This window comes from Kitasatospora sp. NPDC003701, from assembly GCF_053587085.1.
Genome location: NZ_JBSFNM010000015.1, coordinates 97,972 through 117,025 on the forward strand (window position 1 = coordinate 97,972; position 19,054 = coordinate 117,025).

The 19,054-nt window shown below is 74.4% G+C and carries 11 protein-coding genes; all 11 read right to left on the reverse strand.

Annotated features, from left to right (window positions below; genetic code table 11):
* Window positions 1-128: 128 nt before the first annotated feature.
* Complete coding sequence (locus ACWDRR_RS16790; protein ID WP_449772932.1) at window positions 129-1,106, reverse strand: 2-hydroxyacid dehydrogenase; 978 nt, start codon at window positions 1,104-1,106, stop codon at window positions 129-131.
* Window positions 1,107-1,176: 70 nt separating this feature from the next.
* Window positions 1,177-5,169: an FxSxx-COOH system tetratricopeptide repeat protein gene (gene fxsT / locus ACWDRR_RS16795; RefSeq protein WP_449772933.1), complete on the reverse strand. Its 3,993-nt coding sequence runs from the start codon at window positions 5,167-5,169 to the stop codon at window positions 1,177-1,179.
* A 133-nt stretch (window positions 5,170-5,302) separates the two neighbouring features.
* Window positions 5,303-6,670, reverse strand: a complete 1,368-nt coding sequence (locus ACWDRR_RS16800; protein ID WP_449772934.1) for a TIR-like protein FxsC — start codon at window positions 6,668-6,670, stop codon at window positions 5,303-5,305.
* A 231-nt stretch (window positions 6,671-6,901) separates the two neighbouring features.
* Window positions 6,902-7,642 (reverse strand): aminoglycoside N(3)-acetyltransferase, encoded by a 741-nt coding sequence (locus tag ACWDRR_RS16805; RefSeq protein ID WP_449772935.1) that lies wholly within the window; start codon window positions 7,640-7,642, stop codon window positions 6,902-6,904.
* Between the two features lie 140 nt (window positions 7,643-7,782).
* Window positions 7,783-10,173 carry an FxsB family cyclophane-forming radical SAM/SPASM peptide maturase gene (locus ACWDRR_RS16810; protein ID WP_449772936.1) on the reverse strand — a complete coding sequence of 797 codons (2,391 nt, stop codon included), beginning with the start codon at window positions 10,171-10,173 and terminating at the stop codon, window positions 7,783-7,785.
* Between the two features lie 63 nt (window positions 10,174-10,236).
* Entirely contained in the window at window positions 10,237-10,422 is a 186-nt protein-coding gene (locus tag ACWDRR_RS16815) for a hypothetical protein (RefSeq protein WP_449772937.1), read from the reverse strand.
* A 462-nt stretch (window positions 10,423-10,884) separates the two neighbouring features.
* Complete coding sequence (locus ACWDRR_RS16820) at window positions 10,885-11,991, reverse strand: aKG-HExxH-type peptide beta-hydroxylase (RefSeq protein ID WP_449772938.1); 1,107 nt, start codon at window positions 11,989-11,991, stop codon at window positions 10,885-10,887.
* A gap of 21 nt (window positions 11,992-12,012) precedes the next feature.
* Window positions 12,013-13,197 (reverse strand): FxsB family cyclophane-forming radical SAM/SPASM peptide maturase, encoded by a 1,185-nt coding sequence (locus tag ACWDRR_RS16825; protein WP_449772939.1) that lies wholly within the window; start codon window positions 13,195-13,197, stop codon window positions 12,013-12,015.
* A gap of 84 nt (window positions 13,198-13,281) precedes the next feature.
* Entirely contained in the window at window positions 13,282-17,292 is a 4,011-nt protein-coding gene (gene fxsT / locus ACWDRR_RS16830) for an FxSxx-COOH system tetratricopeptide repeat protein (protein WP_449772940.1), read from the reverse strand.
* A complete protein-coding gene (locus tag ACWDRR_RS16835) occupies window positions 17,282-18,640 on the reverse strand; it encodes a TIR-like protein FxsC (RefSeq protein WP_449772941.1) in 1,359 nt (452 codons plus the stop codon). Before ACWDRR_RS16835 ends, fxsT (ACWDRR_RS16830) begins: the two co-directional genes overlap by 11 nt.
* 148 nt (window positions 18,641-18,788) lie before the next feature.
* The gene (gene fxsA / locus ACWDRR_RS16840) at window positions 18,789-18,974 is read right to left on the reverse strand and encodes an FxSxx-COOH cyclophane-containing RiPP peptide (RefSeq protein ID WP_449772942.1); all 186 of its coding nucleotides are present in this window, start codon (window positions 18,972-18,974) and stop codon (window positions 18,789-18,791) included.
* Between the last annotated feature and the right edge of the window lie 80 nt (window positions 18,975-19,054).

The window sequence follows — 19,054 nt, forward strand, 5'->3', positions numbered from 1 at the left end:
GGTGATCGCCCGGGCGCACAGGCGTGACCGCCCGGGCCGTGACGGGTCGCGACGGGCCCCGGCAGGCCCCGGCCACGTGCCCGCCCGGGCCGCGGACAGGCCGCAGTCAGGCCTCAGTCAGGCCTCGATCAGGCCGCGGCCGGGGTCACCGGGGTGACCGGCGCACCGCCCGCCAGGACCGCCAGGACGTTGTCCACCGCCAGGCCGCCCATCGCCTGCCTGGTCCGCACGGTGGCGCTGCCCAGGTGCGGTGCCAGCACCGCCCGCTCCTGGGCGAGCAGCGCGGACGGCACCGCGGGCTCGCGCTCGAAGTTGTCCACGGCGGCGGCGAACAGCGCGCCCGACTCCAGCGCGGCGGCCAGCGCCTCCTCGTCCACCACCCCGGCGGTCATCGAGACCACGACCGCGCCGGGCGGCAGCAGGGCCAGCCGGCGGGCGTCCAGCAGGTGCCGGGTGGCGGGGCCGAGCGGACAGGTGACCACCAGCACGGTGGACTTCGCGAGCAGTTCCTCCAGGGGCAGCCACTCGGCGCCCTCGGCCTGCTCCGGGGGCAGCTCGCGGCGGTTGTGGTAGCCGACCGGCATGTCGAAGGCGCGGGCCCGGCGGGCCACCGCCTGCCCGATCCGGCCCATGCCGAGGACGCCCAGCGGGGTGCCGGCCAGCTCCAGGCCGAGCAGGAAGTTCGGTGCCCAGGCCCAGGGCTGCCCGGAGCGCAGCAGCCGTTCGCCCTCGCCGAGCCGGCGGGTGGCGGCCAGCAGCAGTGCCCAGGCCATGTCGGCGGTGGCGGCGGTGAGCACGCCGGGGGTGTTGCCGACCAGCACGCCGCGCGCGGCGCAGGCCGCGAGGTCGATGTTGTGGTGCCCGACCGCGTGGTTGGCCACGACGCGCAGGCCCGGACCGGCCGCGTCCAGGAACTCGCCGTCCACCACGTCGTCCAGGGTGGTGATCACCGCCGCCCGGCCACGGACCGCCGCCAGCAGTTCGCCGCGGGCCATCGGCAGGTCCGAGTCGTGCTGCGTCACGGCGTGCCGCGCGGTGAGCCGCTCGATCACCCCGGGGGCGAGGCGGCGGGTGACCAGGACCGGGGGCAGGGGCTGCTCGCTCATAGGGCCCGAAGCATACGCTCCGGGCCCTGCGGCGGGGTGTCGGCGTGCTGTCCTCCCGGCGACGCCCCGGTCACACCGGCTGCGGCTCCAGGTCGCGGTTGATCCGCTTCCAGCCGCGGGCCGCGACGGTGTTGGGGTGCTCCTCGCCGAACTGGCGGATCAGCTCGGCGATCGCCCGGGCCCGCAGCTCGGCGGCCTGGCTGTGCCGCCCGGCGGCGCGCAGGGTGACGGCCAGGTTGGCCTCGCAGGCCACCGCGTCCGGGTGGCGGGGCGTGTAGCGCTCGCACAGGCCCGTGTACGCGCGGCGGCCCAGCTCCTCGGCGAGGCCGAGCTGGCCGGCGTCCCCGTGGGCGTTGGCCAGGTTGATCATCGCGTTGAGGGTGTACGGGTGCTCCGGGCCGACCGAGCCGGTGAGCCCGTCCACGGTGTCCCGGCCGCGCGCGATGGCCCCCTGGATGTCGCCGCTGCCCCGCAGGTAGATGCCGAGGTTGTTGGCGCAGGCCAGGGTGAACGGGTGTTCCTCGCCGAACAGCCGGCGGTGGCCCTCGTACACGGTGGTGCAGAGGTCGCGGGCGGCCTCCTTGTCGCCGGAGGCGCTGTGGTCGGCGGCCAGGTTGAGCGCGCAGGCCAGCGCGTCGGGTGCGTCGGCGCCGTAGCGCTCCAGGTAGCGCTCGTAGGTCTCCTTGGTGATCCGGCGGGCCTCGGCCAGCTGGCCGGTCCGGCGCAGCGAGACGGCCAGCGACTTGGCGTTGCGCAGGTTCTCCGGCAGGTCCGGGTCCAGCACGTCGCCGAGGTCGTTGGTGACCTCCTGCAGCAGCTCCACCGAGCCCCGGTAGTCGCCGAGTTCGCGCAGGTCCCGGGCGAGGTTGGACTTGGTGGAGAGGGTGTACGGGTGCCGCGGGCCGAGCACCGCGGTGCGCCGGTCCAGGGTCTCCTGGTCGAGCTCGCGGGCGGCCTCGCTGTCGCCGACCAGCCGGAAGTCGATGGCCAGGTTGTTCGCCATGGAGAGCGTGCGCGGGTTGTCGTCGCCGAACAACTCCCGGAACTGGTCCAGGATCTCGCGGTCCAGGTCGAGCGCCTCCTGGAACCGGCCGAGGGCCCGGCGGTCGGCGCCGAGCGAGCCCGCGGTCATCAGGGTGTACGGGTGGTGCTCGCCCAGCAGGGCCCGCTGGCGCTCCAGGGTGGACTCGTCCAGGGCCAGCGCCTCGGCGTAGTTGCCCTGCGAGCGGAGCACGTTGGCGAGCTGGAAGCGCAGCAGCAGGGTCTGCCGGTCGTCCTCGCCGAGCTTGCCGGTCCACTCCGCGTCCAGGGCGTGGCCGAGGTCCCGGGCGCGGTCCAGCTCGCCGCGCTTCCACAGGTAGCGGACGCGGTCGATGAGCAGCTGCCGGGTGTCCGCCTCGTCGCAGTTGTGCGCCTTGGAGGGCGACAGGTGCGGCCAGATCTCGTCGAAGGCGGGCCAGTTGGCCGGGTCGTCGGTGTCGCCGAGGACGGGCCGGGCCCCGGTGAGGATGCGGTGCACCTCGTGGACGGCGATCTCCTGCTCGTCCTCGGTCATCTCGGCCCGGATCACCGCCTGGACCAGCCGGTGCACCTGGAAGCTGTTGGTGCCGGCGTCGACCTTGGCGAGCGCGTACCGGCCGATCGCCTGGATCACCTTGCCCAGCATGAACTTGTCGCTGAGGTCGGCGTCGTACTGCACCAGCGCGCGGATCATCTGGTCGCTGTAGAACAGGTTCATCGAGATCGGCTCCGGCGCGAAGAACGCGCAGAGCTGGAGCAGTCGCACCGCCGCCGGGGACTGCGTGCGCAGCCGGCCGATCGAGACGTTCCAGGTCGCGCCGACCGGCGTCGGGTAGTCGGCCGGGCGGGCGCCGGCCAGCGCGCGGGCGGCCTCGGCCTGCAGCTGGGCGACGTAGGTGTCCACCGGCGTGCCGGTGGTGTCCAGCCAGGCGGCGGCGACCTCGACGGCCAGCGGCAGGTCGCCGACCGCCTCGGCCACCCGGTCGGCGTCGGCGCGGGAGAGCCCGCGGGCGCGGCGGCACAGGTGCTCGACGCTCTCGCCGCGGGTGAAGACGTCCACCTCCAGCGCCTCCGCGTGCCCGGACCAGGCCTGGTTGCGGGAGGTGACCAGGATGTGGCCGGAGCCGCCGGGGAAGAACCGGCGGATCTCGGCCGGCTCGTCGGCGTTGTCGAAGATCAGCAGCCAGCGGGAGGTGGGCACGCCGCGGCGCAGCGCCTCGCGGGCCGCCTCGGCGGCCTCGGTGACCGAGTCGCCGACCCGCAGACCGAGCCGGCGGGCCAGGTCGGCCAGCGCCGGGGCGACCAGCTCGGTCTGCTCGGCGTCGATCCACCAGACCAGGTCGTAGTCAGACATGAAGCGGTGCGCGTACTCCAGTGCCACCTGGGTCTTGCCGACGCCGCCGAGCCCGTAAAGCGTCTGCGGGGTGGGCAGCACGGCGGCCATGCCGCCGCGCAGCTGGTTGCGCAGCTGCTCCAGGACGGCGGCGCGTCCGGTGAAGGAGGGGTTGCGCGGCGGCACGTCCCAGACCTGCGGCTTGCTGCCGGGGAAGCGCGGTCCGGTGCCGGTGGTCTCGGCGAGCGGCACGTCGGCCCGGCCGAGGGCGCGCAACAGGGTCTGCACGGACGCCGTCTCGTCCCGGCCGACCAGGTCGACCGGGTTGCGGTTGCTGAACGGCGCGGTGAGCCGGACGTCGCCGACCCGGACCGGGACGAGCTGGCGGCGGGTGCCGGACGGGTCGGAGTTGACCACGGACTCCCAGAGCGCGCGGGCCTGCGGCGAGCGCTGGTAGGCGGGCGAGAGCACGGCGACCGTCCGGTAGGCGGCGTCTATGCCGCGTTCGGTCTCCTGGCGCGGGTCGGAGCCGGCGCTGAGGTCCCGGGGCAGCACCCGGAAGCCGGCCCTGGTCAGCACCGACTCGATCCAGTCCGCCCACATCCGGTCCTCGGGGACGTAGGAGAGGTAGAGGTCGGCCGGGACGGACGGGCGGCGCCGGGTGAAGGCGTCGACGTAGCGCAGCCGGACCTCCTCGTCGACCGTCGGCAGCGAGGCGACCCGGCCGTTGGTGATCACGCCGGTCAGCCGCTCGCAGGCGGCCAGCATCGAGGTCTGGGTGCCGCCCTGGTCGCCGAAGGTCGCCAGGATCTCCTCGTAGGCGTAGAACGGCCGGTACGGGATCTCCACCGAGCCCCAGTAGTGGGCCAGTTCCTCGCCCGACAGGCCGGCCGGCAGGCCGTCGAAGCGGATCCGGGCCAGCGCCCGGCCGGCGTCCGCCTTCTCCTTCTCGCCCTCGTCGATGCGCATCGGCACCGGCAGGATGCGGATGCCGCGCTCGCGGTAGCGGTCGTGGATGTGCTGGGCGATCCGGGAGGCGCCGTCGATCGACTGGTCGCTCAGGGTGAAGCAGACCACCAGGTCGTCGGGCATCTGGACGGTGCAGATCTCGGCGATGTCGGACAGGCCGGTGCGGGAGTCGATCAGCACGTAGTCGTAGCGCTTGCTCATGTCGGCCTTGAGCGCGTCGAAGAACTGCCCGCCGTCGAAGCGGTCGTAGAAGATGTCCCAGTCCAGGTGGGTGACGGCCTCGGAGTAGTCCCGGTTGAACTGGCCCGCGGAGAGGAAGTCCAGGCTCCCGCCGCCGGGGAACAGCGGCCAGGAGAGCGAGAGCGCGTGCGGGTGCACCCGGGCGAAGTCGAGGTGCCAGCCCTCCTCGTGCTCGACCGGCCGCAGCGCCTCCTCCCGGTACTCGGCGATCAGGTCCATCATCCCGGTGGTGCCGGCCAGCACCGCCGGGTCGAGGAAGGGGTGGAAGAACTTGGCCAGGCCCGGCGCCTCCAGGTCCCAGTCCACGGTGAGCACCCGGAAGCCGTTGGCCGCCAGGATCCAGGCGGTGTTGGCCAGCGCCATGGTGCGCCCGGTGCCGCCCTTGTAGGAGTAGAAGGTGATGACCCGGCCCTGCCGGTCCTGCTCCGCCTCGCGCTGGGCGGCGAGTTCGGCCGCGGTCAGGCCGCCGATGCGGAGGTTCCTGGTGCGGTTCTCGCTCATGCCCCCACCTCGCTGCACCCGGCGGTCGCTCCGCGAAACGCGCGGGCCCCGATGATTCGCTCGCTCATTGCCCCCACCTCGCCGCGCTCGGCGGTCGCTCCGCGAGACGCGCACCCCTGGATGGTTCGCTCGCTCATGTCGTTCCTCCCCCGGGCGGCGTCCCGTCGTCCGGGCGGTCGCCTAAGTCGCTGGCTGGGTGGTCGTCGTGGCCGAAGGGAGTGGAGCCCGGCCCGTCCCGGCCGCGCCCCTGCCGGAAGGCGTCGCGCAGATTGGGCCGCGGCGGCGCCGGTTCGTCGGGCTCGGTCCTGGTGCGGCCCTCGAACGCGTACTTGGCCTTCATCGCGGCCCGTGGCAGCGCGTCGTCGAACTCCTCCAGGCTGCCGAGCCCGGGCGTCCCGCCGGCGGCGCCGAGGAAGCTGGGCCGGGCCGACCGGTGGGTGATCCTCAGGATCTGGTCGCTGAGTTCGCCCATCTCCCGGTGCCGCTCGACGCAGTCCGGGTCGTCCAGGTTCCACGGCTCCAGAACGCTCACCCAGGTGGAGTCGGAGCGGTCGAAGCGGCGGACCAGCTCGCGCCGCCGCTCGTCCTGGAGCGCCCAGCGGTCCAGTAACAGCAGGCCGGGCGCGCTGGGTTCGCCGCCCGCGATGATCGCCTCGGCCTCGTCGTCGAACTCGTGCACGGTGGCCTGGAACCCCAGCTGCCGGGCCAGCCGCACCGCGTGCTCGGCCAGCGGGCGGGCGGCCGCGGGCCGGTAGGGGTGCCAGTCGGTGCGCTTGGTGCCGTAGTAGTCGGGGTTGCGGTCCGCCGGCAGCTCGCCCTGGTGGTAGGAGAGGACGGAGATCCGCAGCTGCTTGGTGGGCGCGGTGACGTCGAACGCGCTGGGCTGGGCGTTGAAGTCCAGCCGGCGCCCGACCGGGATCACCGTCTCCTCGGCGACCTCGACGATCCGCCGGGCCAGCCGGTGCACGGCGAGTTCGTAGGCGGAGCGGAAGTAGCTGAGCTTCATCAGCGCGTACAGGCCCTCGGTGGCGTAGTCCGGCCCGAAACTGGTGTGGTTGAACTGGAGTTCGCTCGCCACCCGGGGCAGCCGGTAGCGGCTCATCGGCGCCCAGAGCACCGGCACGATCCCGCTGGTCCGCTCCGAGTCGAGGTTCGCCGGGTACACCGGGCGCCGGGTGAAGGAGTGCCACTCCTGGCCGCACGGCACGCTGTTGAAGTAGCGCGGCGAGTACAGCGGCACGAAGACCCGGCAGGTGGCCAGCTCCTCGGAGAGCCGCTCGGCCCACAACTCCCCCTGGTGCATGGACTCGTCCATGAACCCGACCGGCACTCCCGCGGGCACGGTGGTGAGTTGGAGCACCGCCTCGCAGAGGTCCCGGTACAGCTGCCGCACCCAGTGGTTGGGGTCACCCGCACCGCGCGCCCCCGCTCTCGGGGTGTGGGCATAGCTGAGGAAGAAGTACGGCCGGGCGGCGTCCTCGTCCCAGCCATGGTCGTTCACACGCGCCTCCCCCTGGCTCGCCGGCAACCTCTTCACCGCGAGTCCCCGTACGCGGGGCTTCAGTGTAGGAACGACTGCGGCCCCAATGGAATAGCACAACGGGTGGCACGGATTGACATGACCGAAACGAACGCCCCCGACCGACCCGCGCACGGAGCCGCCCCGGCGCGCCCGGCGCGCACGAGCGACGCCGCGGCGCAGGGCTCAGACCGGGGCGCGGCGGGGCACGGCTCAGACCGGGGCGCGGCGGCGCAGCAGGACCGCGGTGGCCAGGTCGACCGCCTCACGGACCGGGACCAGCCGGCAGCGGGCGCCGCCGATCCGGGACTCGGCGACGGTCCGGGCCTCGCGCAGGACCGCGTCGCCCAGCTCCTCGAAGTGGAGGTCGTCCAGGTCCGGCGCCTCGAAGGAGATCCAGCCGTGCGGGCCCGAGCAGCGGTACTCGCGCAGCGGGACGTCGGGCATCCGCAGGTCCGCCAGGTGGAAGGCGGTGAAGCGGGACATCGGCACGCCGATCATCACCACCCGGGCGTCGAGGTCGTAGAGGCGGCCCAGCGGGGAGTCGGGGCCCAGGTGGGACGTGAGGTCGTGACGGCGGGTGATCTCCGCGGCCTTCGGCCCGAGCGCCGCGAACGAGGTCTGCGGGTGGGGGCTGCGCAGGGCGCCCGCGCGGGTGCGGATCTGTTCGGAGAGGGCGCCCATGGTCGGTGAACAGGGTGTGGTGACCGGGTCGAAGGGAGGCATGCGCACGCGGTACGCCTCCGCCTGGGCGGCGGAGAGGCCGGCGGTGGCCGCGGCGTGGATCCTGGAGGTGGCGGAGTTCTCGGGCGTGGCCGTGTAGGCGACCAGGGTGCCGCGCGCCGGGGCGTCGAGGGCCTCCAGCAGGGCGTCGACCACGGTCCCGGCGCCACCGGGGACCGGCCCCAGAGCCCGCAGGGACGCCTGGACGTGGACCACCATGCCGGGGCGCACGCCGAGTTCGGTGAACCGCTCGACCAGCTCGGTCTTCTCGAGGACGCGGGATTCGGTGAGGATGACGGTTCCCCAGGGTGAGGGCCCCGACGGGGGGAGTCCGGGGCGGGCGGGCGGTCAGCTTCGGTGCGGTCGCGCGGTCAACCGTGGACCACCGCCGTCGCCCGGGCCGCCCGCTCGGCCGCCGCGGGCAGCGGGACCTCCAGCCAGGGGGCGACGCTCGCGCGCATCCCGTCGGTGAAGCGCAGGCCGAGCGGGGTCAGCGAGCCCGACCCGGCGAGCCGTTCGACGGCTTCGGCGGTGTAGCGGCGCCACCGGGCGAACTGCAGGCGCGCGTGGTCGCCGGCCGTCCCCGGCAGGCCGTCGTAGGCGAGGGTCCGGGTGCCCCAGAACTCGGTGACGGCCAGGTGCGCGTACGTGCCCTGGAGCAGCCCTTCGAGCGGGCGGGGGTCGGGGCGCCAGGGGGCCGGGTAGAGCGCGGCATCGGCCCGGTCGTAGAGGTCCAGCAGGTCCAGCACCGCGCCCAGCTTCACGTGCTGGAACTCGTGGGCCAGCAACAGTCCCAGGACCGGCGCGGTGGCGGGCCGGGCGATGCCGACGGCCCCGAAGGCCTGCCGGGCCGCCGCGCTGAGGTCCCGCCCGGCCGGGCCCGGCCGCAGCGGGGTCACCGTGCTCAGGCCCGCCCGGAGGCCCTCGGCGTAGGCCGGCAGGTCGTGGCCGAGCAGCTCCCAGGCCTCGCGCAGCGCCCCGGCCCAGTTGAGGCGCTCGGCCTCGGGCAGGCGGTCCGCGACGGGGTGGTCGTGGCTGTCGCGCTGCGGATCGGTGTCCTCCAGGCCCACCGTCCAGCCGTCGGCCAGCCTGATCCGGTGGACGGGCTGCCAGCGCGGGTCCGCCGCGGTGACCGCCTCCCCGGAGGCGGTGCGGACCGTGAAGCCGTCCGGCGTGCCCGTGACCACCGCCTCCCCGTCCGGCAGCCCCACCAACCGCCCGAGGGTGGGCAGCGGCAGCACCCCGTCACGGACGGGTACGGCCAGCGCGTCCCCGCGACCGGCCCGGACCGCCGCCGCGGCGGCCAGTGCGGCCAGCGGCCCGAGGCCCCCGCCGAGCTCCCCCGCGAGCCGCCGGGCCGCCCAGGCGCGCGCGTACGGGTGGGCCAGGACGGCGTCCAGCGCCGCCGGCGCGCTGCGGTCGAGGGCGGACAGCAGGTCCCACGCGGCCGACCGGCGCAGGCCCGACGCGCCCCAGGCGGCGGCCAGCATGGCTCTGGTCAGGGCGAGCTGGGAGCGGCCCAGCGCCCGGACGGTGTCCGCGCCGCCGTACCCCCGGGCCAGTTCGTCGAGCTGGAGCTCGGTGAGCGCTGCCGGCACCACCGGTCCGGTCGCCTGCGCGGGCACGGCCGGCAGCGGATTCCCCCGGCCCGCGATGCCGTTGATGAGCGTCATGAGGTCCCCGCAGTAGACGGAGGGATGGTCGAAACCGCCGCCCTCATCGTCACCTCGGTAGCGGTGGGCGTACAGACCGCCTCCGCAGGACCGGACGACGGGGCAGGCGCGGCAGGTCTCGCTCAGGCCGTCGAGCCCCGCCTGCCGGACGGCGATGCCGGGGTGCCGGGCGACCTGGTCGAGGCTGTGGGTGAAGACGTCGAGGCCGGTCGCGGGCGCGCCGTCGTAGGCGGTCTTGAGGCTGTCCGCCTGCTCGAAGGTGCCGTCGGTCTCCAGCACCACCAGGTCGGACGGCTCCAGGCCGAGCGACTCGGTGAGGCTGGACAGGCCGCGGAGCGTGCGGTGGACCGACTCGAAGGTGCGGACGGCGAACGGGCGGCCGTCCGCCTCCCACCGGTCGTAGACGGCCAGCAGCCAGTCCGCGTAGGGCGCCGCCCCCGCGCCGGAGGGACGTTTCGGCGGCTCGTCCCAGGTGGAGTGCGGCAGGAGGAAGTCGACGGCGGGGGGCTGGAGTTCGGCCAGGGCGCGGTAGACCGCGACCGGGTCGTTCTCGACGTCGATCGTGCACAGCAGCCCGGCGAACAGGTGCCGGAACGCGGGCCGCCGCAGCAGCTCCACCGCCCGCAGCACCTGCGGGTGGCTGCTGCGGCCGTCGGCGTAGCGGCGGTGGCGGTCGTTGGCCGCACGGTCGCCGTCCAGCGAGACGCCGACCTTCACCCCGAGTTCGTCGAACAGCTCGCAGAAGGCGGGGCTCAGCAGCACCCCGTTGGTGTGGATGCGCAGGTCGAGCGCGCAGCCGGGCGGGAGCGCCGCCCGGAACCCCTCGGCCGCGCGGCGCAACCGGTCCGGGCCGGCCAGCAGGGGCTCTCCCCCGTGCAGGACGACCCGGACGGCGGACAGCCGGTGCGTGGCCGCGTGCTCGCCGATGCGTTCGGCGGCCCTGGCCAGGACACGGTCACCGACGACCTTCGGCCGCCCGCGCCAACTGGTGTCCGCGTGCTCGTAGACATAGCAGTGGTCGCAGGCGAGGTCGCAACGGCTGTGCATCTTGACCACGAATTGCGTCAATGGCAGCGGAATTCGCGTCATCACCGGATCTGATTCAATTGGATGCGCTCGGCGGAAAACCGGACCGACAAAGGAACGGGTCGGTCAGATCGAGGAATTGAAGGCCGCGACCGGGACCAGTCCGGAATCCGCCCCTGGGACGGCGCGGCGCAGTCGGGCGGTGAGCTCCTCCGCGCCCAGCGCGGCCAGGTCGGCGAGGGAGGGGCGTTCCAGCGCGTCCTGAGTGTCCGTCAGGGTGCTGGCTGGCCTGGTGCTGGTTACCGGTGTCATATTCGTTCCTTATGGCGCGGTTAGGCCCTGGCGAGGATGGGTAACCTCGATCGCTCCAATCTATCGCCAGCAAGGCCGACGCGATGCCCATGCACGGCACCTTCGCCGGGCAAGTCGGCATCCGCCCTGGAACTGGGCGCCTCGTAGCCCAAAATTCACTCGTTCAGCGGTCGCGCACTCGCCTTTCCACGCGCCGAGAGACCTGCCGAGCCCGTTGGGTCCGACCCGGGGACGTGCACGCGGTGCCCGCCGGGGCACCCCCGGGCCGGATCGACGGGGGCGCGCCTCCCGGTGACGGCCGGCGCTCGGCCGACCCTGCGAACGGCGGGCCGCACCCCGCTCCGCCGCCAACAGGGTTCCGCCTCAAGGCTCCTGACCGACCGCCAACGGAGCGGTCGGACGGGCTCCGCGCGCTCTCCTTCCGGAATTCGGCGGCCACTCCGGGAATTCCCGCTCGAACGGTCATGGATTCACCCGTTCACCGGTCGCGCGCCGAGCGCCCGCCTCATCGAATTCGCGTACCCTGCGCACGATCTCCGCGGTGAACTCCCGGCCGGAGGGCGTCAGCTCCCCACTGCCCAGCAGCGTGTCGCCGGCGGCGTCGGTGTGCGCCCGCCAGCGGAGGAACTCCCGCTCCGCCCGGGCCCGGCCCGGCGCCCCGGCGGCCAGCTCGCCCCGCCAGAAGTCCACGACGCCCAGGTGCGCGTAGGTGCCCTGGAGCAGGGCGCCGACCGGCCGGAGGTCGGGACGCCAGGGAGCGTGGTGCACCGCGGCGCCGTTGGGGTGGTGGAGCGGCACGAGGTCCAGCAGGGCGCCCAGTTGGACGTGCAGGAACTCGTGCACCAGGGCCAGCGCCAGCAGCACCGGCTCGGCCGGGAGCGAGGTCGCGACCGCGCCGTACGCCCGGCGGGCCGCCGCGCTGACCGCCGAACCGTCCGGAGCCGGGCGCAGCGGCACCAGGGTGGTGACACAGGCCGCCACGGCCTCCGCGTGCGGGCGGTGGCGGCGCACCAGGATGCGCCACGCCCGGGCCAGCGCCGCCCGCCACCGGGCGAGTTCGTCCGCAGCAAGCGGCCCCGCGACCGGCTGCCCGTACCCCGCCCACCGCGGGCCGGCATGGTCGATCACGGGCGTCCAGCGCAGCCCGTCGCACTCCAGCGGCGCGCGATCCCCCGCCGGGCCGCCCCGGACGAACTCGCCCAGCTCGGCGAGCGGCACGGCCGCGCCGGCCGCCAGTCCGCGCAGGCAGTCGGCCGCCCAGGCGTCCAACTCCGGTCGCAGCAGCACCTGTTCCCAGCGTTCCCGGTCGGTCGAACGCAGCGCGCGCAGCTCGGCGTACGCCGCCGGGAAGGCCTCCTCCTCGGCCGGCAGCGCCCGCCGCAGCGCCAGCAGCAGCAGCGCCCGCTTGCTCAGCTGCCCCGCGCGCAGCATTCGCACGGCCTGCGGACCGCCGCGGGCCGCCGCGATCGCCCGGAAGACGTCCCGGTCCACGCCGTGCCGCGGCAGCCCTGCCACGCCCCCGGCCGCCGCCGTACCCGCACCCGCACCCGCACCCGCACCCGCACCCATCGTCCACTCTCCTCGGCCCGTTCAACCCGCCCGTTCCACCGCCGGAGCCGCACCCAGCCCCGCCACGTCCGCCCGCAGCCGGGCCGCGATGTGGCGGATCAGCCGGGCCAGGTCGGCGCAGTACACCGACGGCAGGTCGAAGCGCCCGTCCCGGTACCGGTGGGCGTAGAGACCGCCGCCGCACACGGCCGCCAGCGGGCAGGCCGCGCAGACCGGCCCGAGACCGGCCAGGCCGCGCTGGCGGGCCCGGAAGCCGGGGTGGGCGGCGGCCTCCGCGAAGCCGTGCCGCCGGACGTCCAGCCCCGTCCCCGGAGCCCCGTCGTAGGCGGCCTTGAGGCTGTCCGCCTGCTCGATGGCGCCGTCCGTCTCCACCACCACCAGGTCGACCGGTGCCAGCCCGACCGCCTCGCTGGCCGCCCGGCCGCCGAGCAGCAGCACGGCCAGTTCCTCGAAGAGCCGGACGCCCGTCTCCCGGCGCGGCGCACCGTACCAACGGTCGAAGGCGGCGATCAGCCACTCCCCGTACGGGGCGCCGTCCGGGTCGCCGGCGGGGGGCGCCTGGGGCGGCGAGCGCCGTACCCCGGGCGGCTGCGCCTCCCACGTGCCGTGCGGCAGCAACAGGTCGATCCGGGGTGGCGCGAACTCCAGCAGCGCCTCGTAGGTGGCGACCGGGTCCGCGGCGAGGTCCACCACGCAGAGCAGTCCGGCGAACAGGTCCCGGTGCGCCGCCGATCCCAGCAGCCGGACCGCCTCGGCCGTCCGCGCCCAGCTGCCGGCGCCGGACGGGAAGCGCCGGTGCCGGTCGTGGTCGGCGGCGGTGCCGTCCAGCGACACCCCCACCGCGACCCGGTACCGGTGCAGCACCTCCAGCAGCGCGGGCTCCGTCACCAGCCGCAGCCCGTTGGTCTGCAGGCTGAACCGCACCCGGGTCCCGATCCCCCGGGCCAACTCGCCCAGCAGGGCGTCGAGGTGCGCGGCGCCGACGAGCAGCGGCTCGCCGCCGTGCAGGATCACCCCGACCTCGTCGAGCCCGTTCCGCGCCGCGTGCTCGGCGATCCGCAGGGCCGCCTGCCGGGCGGTGGCCAGTTCCATCCGCCGCGGCTTCCCCCGCCAGCTCCGGTCCGCCGCCTCGTACACGTAGCAGTAGTCGCAGGCCAGGTTGCACCGACTGTGGATCTTCAGCAGATACTGCCGGAACGGCACCATGCCGGCGAGCCTAGCGCCCCCTGACGGGTCAACAGGAGCGTGTCACACGGACGGAGTCGTACCGACGGCGTCACCCGGGCCCCGTCACACCGACGGCGGCTCGATGTCCGAGTCCAACCGCAGCCCGGCCTTGACCGCCACCGTGGTCGGGTGCTCCTCGCCCAGGGTCTGCCGGGCCCGCCGGACGCAGTCGGCGCGCAGCCGGGCGGCGCGCTCCCCCTCCCCCGCCGCGGCCAGCGAGAGGGCGAGGTTGGAGTTGATGCCGATGGTGTCGTAGTGGTCCGCGCCGAGCGTGGCGGACATCATCGGCGCCCCCTGCTCCTCCAGCGCCAGGGCGGCCGCCTCCTCCCCCGTCAGCACCAGGTCGTTGGCGTGGTTCATCATCGCGATCGGGATGTACAGGTGGCTGTCGCCGAGGACCTCCCGGAACTGCCGCAGGGTGCGCGCGGACAGCTCGCCGGCCTCCACGACCCGCCCGGCCAGCCGCAGGTAGACGGAGAGGTTGTTGGCGCCGGCCAGGGTGACGGGGTGGGTCTCGCCGAGGTAGTCCCGGTAGCGGGCGAGCGCCCGCTCGGCGAGCTGGATGGCCCGGTCGGTGTCACCGAGGGCGTTGAGGTCGCTGGCCAGGTTGGTGGCGGCGGCCAGCGTGTCGGGGTGCTCGGCGCCGTTGATGTCCAGGTAGCGCTGGTAGATGTCCTCGTCGATCTCCAGCGCCTCGTTGTACCGGCCGGCCCGGCGCAGCGCGACCGCGAGGTTCTTGCGGGCGCGCAGGGTGTCGGTGTGGCCGTCGCCGATGGTCTGCTGGTAGATCCGGACGGTCTCCTCCAGCAGGTCCAGCGCCTCCCGCAGCCGGCCGGTCTCGCGCAGGTCGCGGGCGTAGTTGCTGGCCGAGGACAGCGCGTACAGGCTGTGCGCGCCCAGGGCGTCGCGCTGCTGGAGGTAGTTGCTGCGGTGCCGTTCGAGGGCGGCCCTGCGGTCCCCGGCGAGGTAGTCGGAGACCGCCAGGTTGTTGGTGATCATGAGGGTGCGGGGGTGGTCCGGGCCGAGGGTGCGCCGGGCGGCGTCCAGGGTCCTGCGGTCCATCGCCCTGGCCTCCTCGTAGCGGCCGAGGAAGCGCAGGTCCGCGCCGAGGCTGTTGGCGACGGCGAGGGTGTGCGAGTGCTCGGGGCCGAGGGTGGCGGTGAACCGCTCCAGGATGTCCTTGTCCATCTCGTACGCCTCCTGGAGGGCGCCCTGGGAGCGGCGGATGTTGCTGAGCTGGGTGCGCAGCATCAGGGTCTGGGCGTCGTTCTCGACCTCGAAGCCGGAGCCTCCGTAGCCGTCCTGGCGCCAGTGCTCCAGGGTGCGCTCGGCGAGCTCCCGGCCGGACTCGTGCAGGCTGCGCTTCCACTGGTAGCGGACCGAGTCGATGATCCACTGCCGGACGTCCTCGTCACCGCTGCTCGCGGCACCGGACGGCCAGAGGTGGGGCAGGAGTTCGGCGTACTGCGGCCAGTTGGCGGGGATGTCCGGGTCGCCCGGGTTCGCGGTGGCCAGCGCGGCGTGCACCACGGCCCGGATGCCGGTGCGCTGCTCCTCCCCGACCTGGTCCCGCAGGACGGCCTGGACCAGCCGGTGGACGGTGATGGTCTCGCTGCCCTGGTCGGTGCGGGCCAGGCCGTACCGGTTGATGGCGCGCAGGAACTCGCCGATCGCCAGCTTGTCGCGGGGCGCGCGCGGGGGCAGCCGCAGCGCGTGGGTGACGGCCCGGCTGTACAGCAGCCGCATCGGGATGGCGTCGGGGCCGAAGAAGGCGCAGATCTCCAGGATCTGGGCGGCGGGGGCGTTGACCCCGCGCAGTTCCTCGACCGAGATCCGCCAGGTCGCGGCGGCGGAGTGCGGGTACTCGGCGGGGCGCAGCCGGGTGCGTTCGAGCATCTCGGTGAGCGCGTCGTCGAGCAGTTCGAGGTAGGTGGAGACCGGCATGGAGGTCTCCTGGAGCCAGACGGCGGCCTGGCCGACGGCGAGCGGCAGGTCGCCGAGCCGGTCGGCGACCTGGTCGGCGTCGTCCTGGGCGAGGCCGGTGTTGAAGCGGCGCAGCAGCCGGACGCTCTCCTCGCGCAGGAAGACGTCGACCTCGACCAGGCCGGCGTGCTTGGACCACCCCTGGTTGCGGGAGGTGATCAGCACGTGCCCGCCGGAGGAGCCGGCCGGCAGCCAGGGCGCCAGCTCGTCCGGGGTCCCGGCGTTGTCGTAGACCAGCAGCCAGCGCCGGTAGGGGTGGCCCCGGCGCAGCGCGTCGAGCACCGCGGCGGCGGTGTGGGCGACGTCGTCGCTGCTCTGGACGCCGAGCCGGGGGGCGAGTTCGGCGAGCTTCTGCGGGATGTTGGCGGGCTCCTCGGCGGGCACCCACCAGACCACGTCGTAGGCGGCCTTGAAGCGGTGGGCGTACTCGGCGGCGATCTGCGACTTGCCGGCGCCGCCGAAGCCGTAGAGGACTTGGCTGAGCACGGCGGTGGGTCCGGCGGTGAAGCGGTTGCGGAGCAGTTCGAGCAGTCGGCCGCGGCCGGTGAAGGAGGCGTTGCGCGAGGGCGCGTCCTGGACCTGCGGGGCGGCGCCGGGAAAGCGTGCCGGAGCGGCGAACTCGCCGCTGTCGGTGTCGGGTTGGCGGCTCGCGCCGGGCGGCGGGCCGAGTTCGCTGTAGAGCTGGGACTCGGCGAGCACGGCGGAGGAGCGGACCAGGTCGGGCGCGGCCGGGCCGACGAACGGCCGGGGCACCGGCTCGTCCGAGCCCTGCAGCCGCAGGGCGACCAGCAGCGGTGAGCCGGTGGTGAGTTCGCGCCCGCCCAGGAGCTGCCAGACCTCCGCGGCGCGGGGCAGCGCGGTGTACTCGGGGGAGAGCAGGGCGAGCACCCGGCCCTGGCCGTCGAGCGGTCCGGCGGCCTCGGCGGGCAGGCCGCCGTACGACTCGGCGGCATTGTGCAGCGAGGCCTGGTAGCCGAAGCCCGTCAGGGTGGCGGCGGCCCACTCGGCCCACATCCGGTCCTCGGGGGCGTAGCTGACGTACACCTGGCGGGGCATCGTGCGGGTGGCGCGCAGGTAGGCGCCGTAGAGCCGGCGGCGGGCCTCGCCGCCGAGCGGTCGCAGGGCGCGGACCCGGCCGTCGGTGATCCACCCGGCCAGCCGTTCGAAGGCGTTGAGCAGGCTGCGCGCCTCCTGCGGCCGGTCGGCGACGGTGGCGGGCACCTCCTCGTAGGCGTAGAAGGGCTTGTACGGGACCTCGACGTCGCTCCAGTAGCCGGCCCGGCGCTCGGCGGGCAGCCAGCGGCCGAGGTAGGGGGCGAAGGCCTCGCGGGCGAAGTCCCGGCCGGCCTCGAGCCGTTCCTGCTCGGCGTCCTCGACGCGCATCGGGACGGGCAGCACCCGGATGGCCCGTTCCTCGGCCTCGGCGATGGTCCGGGCGGCGTCGACGCCGCCGCGGATGTTCTGGGCGCTGAAGGTGAAGCAGTCGACCACGGTGTCGGGCATCAGCACGGTGCAGATGCCGGAGGTGTCGCTGACCCCGGTGCGGGAGTCGATCAGCACGTAGTCGTAGCTGCGGGCCCAGCGTTCGCGCAGCTCGCGCAGGAACTCCCCGCCGCGGATGTCCCGGCCGTGGTAGAAACTGCGCCAGTTGAAGCTGGTGACGGCGGCGGAGTAGGCCGCGTTCTGCCGGCCGGCGGGCAGGAAGTCGAGCCGTCCGCCGGGCGGCAGGTCGAGGGCCAGGCCGCAGATGTAGCCGTCGAGACGGCCCGGTTCGTCCAGCCAGGCACCGGGGGTGAGGCTGGACGGCCCGGCCGCGGAGGGGAGCGCCTGCTTGACGTAGGAGCGCAGCAGGTCGATCAGGCCGTCGGTGGCGCGCAACTCCGGGTCGACCAGCAGCGGGTGGTAGTAGCGGTGCAGGCCGGGCGCCTCCAGGTCCCAGTCGACCACCAGGACGCGCAGGCCGCGGCTGGCGAGGATCCACCCGACGTTGGCCAGGGCCATCGTTCTGCCGGTGCCGCCCTTGAAGGAGTAGAAGGTGACGACCGAACCCGGTCCGGTCCGCTCCTGCTCGACACCGGGCTCAGCGAACATCGTCCTGCTCCCCCCTCAGCGGCACCGCCGCGCCGTCCGGGCTGCGGCGAGGGCCTGGCGGCCACGCCGGAATGGCCAGCCCGGGCATCGCCGGACCGGCGTCGGCACCGCCGGGGCCGAGGCCGAAGGCAGCACCGTCGACATCGTCCCCCCAATCGAAGTTGTCGTCCATCAGCTTGTTCTGAGCAACCGTCACCATGATGGTGAGCTGGTCGTCGAAGCTCTCCCGGGGCACCGCGACCCGGAACAGGTGCTCCGGATCGCTCCGGCGCAGCCAGTTGCGGCGGAACACGCCGCGCACGCCGGCCCACAGCGCGTCGCGCTCCGGGCCCGCGAGCGGATCGTCGCTGCCGGTGGGCACCATCACTCCGGTGACCGGGTGGTTCTGGTCGTCGTACTCGCGCAGCGCCGGCCGGTAGCGCTCGCTGCCGGCCATCCAGGGGTCCACCAGCAGGACGCTGACCTGGTTGTCCTCCCGGGCCTGGTCGAGCTTCTCGCCGAGGCCGGTGCCGATCTCCTCCAGGGTGGTGGTGTGCCCGGCCGCGGTGATCACCTGCTGGGCGCGGACCACCAGGGACGGCTGGGTCGGCGGGTGGTAGGGCGCCCAGTGCCAGGGCTTGGGGCCGTACCAGCCGCCGCGGTGGACGCCGCCCTCCGGCGCGGCGGCGGCGGGGGCGCGGCCGGCGGGAGCGTCCGAGGCGCGGCCCGCCGCGACGAACAGCCGGACCATCCCCGCGGTGGGTGCCGGCCGGACCGGCGGCGCCACCGGGAAGTAGCCGCGGATCGCGCCCAGGTCGAACTCGGGCAGTTCGGTGAGCCGGCGGGCGGCCGCGTCCCGGACGCGCTCGGCGACCACCCGGACGACGTGCCGGTACTCCGCCCCGAGCGGGTCGGTGCGCAGCAGGTCGCGCAGGCCGGAGCGGACGTAGGTGTCGCCCATGCCGAGCTGGACGTACTGGATCTTCAGGACCTCGTCGGGCAGTTCGTCCGGCAGGGACTCCCAGAGCACGGGTATCAGCGCCGGGACGACGTCGCCGGCCAGCTCCTGGTGGCGGCGGACCCTCCCGCGGAAGGCGGTCCACTCCTTGCCGCAGTACAGGCTGGCGAAGTACGCCGGGGAGTAGAGCGCGACCATGGCGCGGCAGCGGGCCAGCATCTGGGCCAGCTGCTGCTCCCAGTTGTCGCCCAGCCGCAGCCGCTCGGTGTCGCGGTAGGCGAGCTCGTCGGCACCGGCGGCGGGCTCGATCCGGCCGAGTTCGTCCCGCAGGTCGTTGAAGAACTGGTCGACGAAGGCGTCCCCCGCCTCGTAGTCCCGCCGCGCGTAGCTGAAGAAGAAGTACGGCCGCACTGCACCCCCCGGACCCGTTCACGCCGCGACTGCGCCGCTCTCCCCCCAGCATGTCGTGGACCCGGCCGGTCGTGCCGGGGAGTTGGCGAAGACCGTGGCCGGCGGCCTCGGTGCACCCGGTCCCGCGGGGCGGGCGACGTCGGACGGACTAGAGCGCGGACTGGAACGCGGCGACCGGCTCGGCGCCCGGGGCGAGGACGTCGCCGACCACCCGGCGGAGCAGGTCGCCGAGGACGGTGTCGGGCAGCCCGTCGAGCCCGTCGAGGGGCAGCGCGGTGACGTCGACCAGGTCGGAGCCGATTCCCGAGCCGATTCCCGCATCGGTGACGCCCATCAGTCCCTCACTCGGTCTCGCGGCCCAGCGGGCTCGGTTCGGATTCGGAGCCGGTCCGCGACGCGCATCCTACACCTGAC

What these genes read in the sequence shown, in the direction of transcription:
- ACWDRR_RS16790 (WP_449772932.1), bottom strand. Translation starts at nt 1,106, where the DNA reads ATGAGCGAGCAGCCCCTGCCCCCGGTCCTGGTCACCCGCCGCCTCGCC.
- ACWDRR_RS16820 (WP_449772938.1), bottom strand. Translation starts at nt 11,991, where the DNA reads ATGGGTGCGGGTGCGGGTGCGGGTGCGGGTGCGGGTACGGCGGCGGCC.
- fxsA (WP_449772942.1), bottom strand. Translation starts at nt 18,974, where the DNA reads ATGGGCGTCACCGATGCGGGAATCGGCTCGGGAATCGGCTCCGACCTG.
- ACWDRR_RS16825 (WP_449772939.1), bottom strand. Translation starts at nt 13,197, where the DNA reads ATGGTGCCGTTCCGGCAGTATCTGCTGAAGATCCACAGTCGGTGCAAC.
- ACWDRR_RS16810 (WP_449772936.1), bottom strand. Translation starts at nt 10,173, where the DNA reads ATGACGCGAATTCCGCTGCCATTGACGCAATTCGTGGTCAAGATGCAC.
- fxsT (WP_449772940.1), bottom strand. Translation starts at nt 17,292, where the DNA reads ATGTTCGCTGAGCCCGGTGTCGAGCAGGAGCGGACCGGACCGGGTTCG.
- ACWDRR_RS16815 (WP_449772937.1), bottom strand. Translation starts at nt 10,422, where the DNA reads ATGACACCGGTAACCAGCACCAGGCCAGCCAGCACCCTGACGGACACT.
- fxsT (WP_449772933.1), bottom strand. Translation starts at nt 5,169, where the DNA reads ATGAGCGAGAACCGCACCAGGAACCTCCGCATCGGCGGCCTGACCGCG.